At 66.9% G+C, this 3,579-nt stretch carries 1 protein-coding gene; it reads right to left on the reverse strand.

What is annotated here, in order from left to right:
• Positions 1–3,579, reverse strand: a 3,579-nt coding sequence (locus DZC52_RS01570) for a carboxypeptidase-like regulatory domain-containing protein (RefSeq protein ID WP_147307576.1), incomplete at both ends; no start/stop codon positions are given.

Below are 3,579 nucleotides of genomic sequence, written 5' to 3' on the forward strand. Positions count from 1 at the left end.
TAGTCGTAGCCGGCCTGCTCGGTCATGCCCGAAGGCAGGCCCTCGACCGTGTCGATCGACAGCTCGACCGGGTCGCTTTCAACCAGTATGGCTTCCTCGAACTGGCCGTAGACCCAGATCGGGTCGGCGTTCTGGTCGGCCGTCTCGACCGAGACCGTCAGGTCGTAGCTGTCATTGTCGAAGTTCACGCGGATGGGCGTGACGAAGTCTTCGTCGGCCGCCACCGGGAAGCCCGGAATCGGGTGCGGGCCGGGGCCGCTCGGCTCGGTGGACGGGCGGCCGAGGAACCACGCATCGCGGTCGTAATCCCAGTAGTAGCTGTCCTGGGCCCAGCCGAGGTTCTCCCAACCGGTGCCGTTCCAGTACTCGATGTCGTAGCCCTCGCTGTCGCGCACCTGCGCATCGATGCCGTCGACTTCGACCCACAGGGCCACGTTCTCGGGCAGCGCATCGCCCAGGTTGCTGAGCGTGGCGGTGTAGTAGTCCCAGCCGCTTGCGCTGTCGTCGGCGCCGGTGCCGTCGACACCCTCGTCGAGGGTGAAGGTCAGCTCACTGACGGCCAGGTCGTAATCGATCGAAGCCAGCACTTCCTCGCTGTCGACGCTCACGACCTGGTCGGTGACGCTGTAGTTGCCCGGCTCGCTGAAGGCGGCGCGGAAGTAAGTCGTGGCGTCGTAACCGGCCGGCACGGGGAAGCCCTGGGCCGGTCCGAAACGACCGGTGAGCACGCCGCTGCCCTCGCTGAGACTCAGCGCGGTCCAGCTGCCGCAGGTCTCGGCCGAGGTGGCCGCGCTATCGGTGCAGTAGTCGAGCACCAGGTCGCTCGCGGCAATGCCGGTGCGGGCGATGCTGAACTGCCCTTCGACGTTCTCCTCGGGCGCCGCGTCGCCGGTGTTCTGCAGGCGTACGGCGAAGTAGCCTTCCTCGGCCAGGGGCAGCACGGTTTGCCCTTCGACGCTGAGCTGCAGCTCGGGACCCTGGATCAGGCTGATCGACCGGCTGGCGGTGTCCAGCTGGCGATAGCTGCCGGTGTCGCCCAGCGAAACGTTGTTGGGATCGATGCCCGTGACGTCATAGCTGGTGATGACCAGTTCGTAGTCGCCCAGGGGCGCGTCTTCGGCCAGCACGAATTCGACCGCGTTGGGCACCAGGTCGCCCGGCGCGGTGATCACGCTCGGGTCGGTGCCCGACAGGCCGCGAATCTGGCCGTCGGGGAAGTTGACCTGATCGAACAGATCGGCGTACCTGGCCGCCGGGATCTCGCTGCCGTTCTCGAGCACGGTGAACACGTTGAACACCTGCTCGACGTCGCCGGCGCCGGCACTGTAGTTGAAGGTGACCTGCTCGCTGCCGGTTTCCATGTCGCCCTGCTCGTACTCGGCCTCGAAGCCGGCGAGCGCAACGTCCAGGGTGTCGGCCGGGGCGATATCGATGTTGTAGCCGTCGGCCACGTGCACGACGCGGCTGCCGGGCTGGCCGAAGCGATCGACGTCGTCGACCAGGCGGAACGACAGGGTCTGGACATCGAGATTCTCGGCGCCTTCGCACAGCTCGAGCTCGGCGTCCTGCAGCAGCACCTGGCTGTCATTGCCGGTGAGGGTGAATTCGGCCATCGGGCCCAGGACGGAACCGAGCGCGTTCATCGAGTCGGTCGTGAACACGCACTCGCTGTTGTAGTCGATTTCCGCGCCGCCCGAATCGAGAACGGTGAGCGAAACATAGAACTCGAGGTTCGGCCCTCCGTCCGTACGCTCGATGCTCAGGTCCACGTCTTCGACGACTCTCCCGGCCGGGAAGGTCTGGCCGGCAATCGGGTTGCCGCCCGCACTGACGCTGAAGCCGCCGGTGACGCTGCTTTGCAGCTGGAAGTCCTGCGTTGCACTGTCCGTGCCGCTGGCCAGGCTGACCTGTGCACTGCCGGCAGCGAAACCGTCAACGTCCACCTCGACCGTGTAGGTGCCGGCCGAGAGTCCCTGGAGGGTGTAGCCGCCGCCGGCGCCGACGACAGCCGAGGCCACCTGGCTGCCGTCGCGGCTGGCCGTGACGGTGTAGCCCTCGGCCGCCACGTCGGGGGCGCCGATGCCGCTGACGGTCACGTTACCGGCGATCTCGCCGATCGGCTGGATGTCCAGGAACAGGTTGGTGGACTGGTGATTGATTCGTCCGTTGCCGGACGGGTAGCGCTCGTCGATGAGCGAGTACTCGAAACGCGCCACGCGGTCGGCATTGGGTCCGAGCTCGATGGTGGCACCGTCGAGAATGGTGACGCTGTCACCACCGGCGACGGTGAAGGGATGGTCGGGTCCGATATCCAGGCCCGAAAGCGTCGTGGCGGTGAAGATTCCCGCTCCCGGATCGGTGTAGTCGATCGAGCCGTTCTGGGCGTCGTAGACCTCCAGCGAGACGTGGAAGTTACCGGCAGGGCCGGCATCGCTTCTGGCAAAGGCAAGATCGACGTCGGTGAGCGTTTCGCCGCTTTCGAAGGCGATGTCTTCGACGGACGTGCCGCTGACCGTGGAAGTGAACGCCCCGGCTACGGCAGAAGCCAGATCGAGGGCGACACCCGCCTCGGTGTCGTTGCCGCTCGCCAGCGTGGCCGTGCCGGCGTCGGAAACGAAGCCGGGCTGACTGGCCGTGATCGTGTAGCTGCCCTGCGGCAGGCCGGCGATCGTGAAGTTGCCGCCGGTGACGGTTGTCTGCCGGCTGTAGCCGTCGCTGTCGCGTTCGGCGGTAACCGTTACGCCCTCGCCCGGCTGCGGACCGCCCTCGACGCCGTTGACGGTCACCGAGCCGCTGATTTCGCCGGTGGCGTCGGCCACGCTGATCAGACCGCTCTGGGCGCTGTCGAGCACCGGGTAGTCGCCCGCCAGCGCGTTGGTCAGGGACACGTCGTTGGGGTCGACGCCGGTCACGTCGTAGCTGGTCAGCTGGATGCTGTAGTCGCCGACCGGCGCTTCCGGCTGCAGGCCGAACAGCAGGTCGACGTCGACGGTCTGGGGCGCGACGACATTGGCCGGGCTGGTGCCGGACAGGCCGCGGATGTAGTCGGCCGGGTTGGACGTGAAACCGGCAAAGAACTGGTCGTAGACGGGCGAGGCCACCGGCGTGCCGGTGTCGTCGAGCAGCAGGAAGACGTTGAAGATCTGCCCGATGTTGCCGCCGCCGTTGTCGACGAAGGTGAACTGCGCCTGTTCGCTACCCGTCTGGGCATCGCCCTGGAAATAGCTGCCGGACAGGCCGGCCAGCGAGACCTGCAGCTCGTCGGGTACGGTCACGATCTCTCGCACGGCCTGGTCGCTCAGGTAGACGTTGCTGCCCTGCAGCGCGCCTTCGTCGGCCGAATCGGTGCTCTCGACCGTGGTCGTGAAGTTGTAGGTGCCGTTCGGGAAGTTGACCCGGATCGGCACCGGCGTGCCCAGGTCGGCGTTGATGTCGTAGCCGGGCACACCACCCGAGCCGTCGCGGCCGATGAACCAGGCGTCGCGACCGATGTCGCCGTACCAGTACGAGCTCGCACCGGCCCAGCCCAGGGTCTGCCAGCCGGTACCGTCGTAGTACTCGATCTCCAGGTCGGGATCG

The organism is Wenzhouxiangella sediminis (assembly GCF_003410055.1).
Classification (GTDB): domain Bacteria; phylum Pseudomonadota; class Gammaproteobacteria; order Xanthomonadales; family Wenzhouxiangellaceae; genus Wenzhouxiangella; species Wenzhouxiangella sediminis.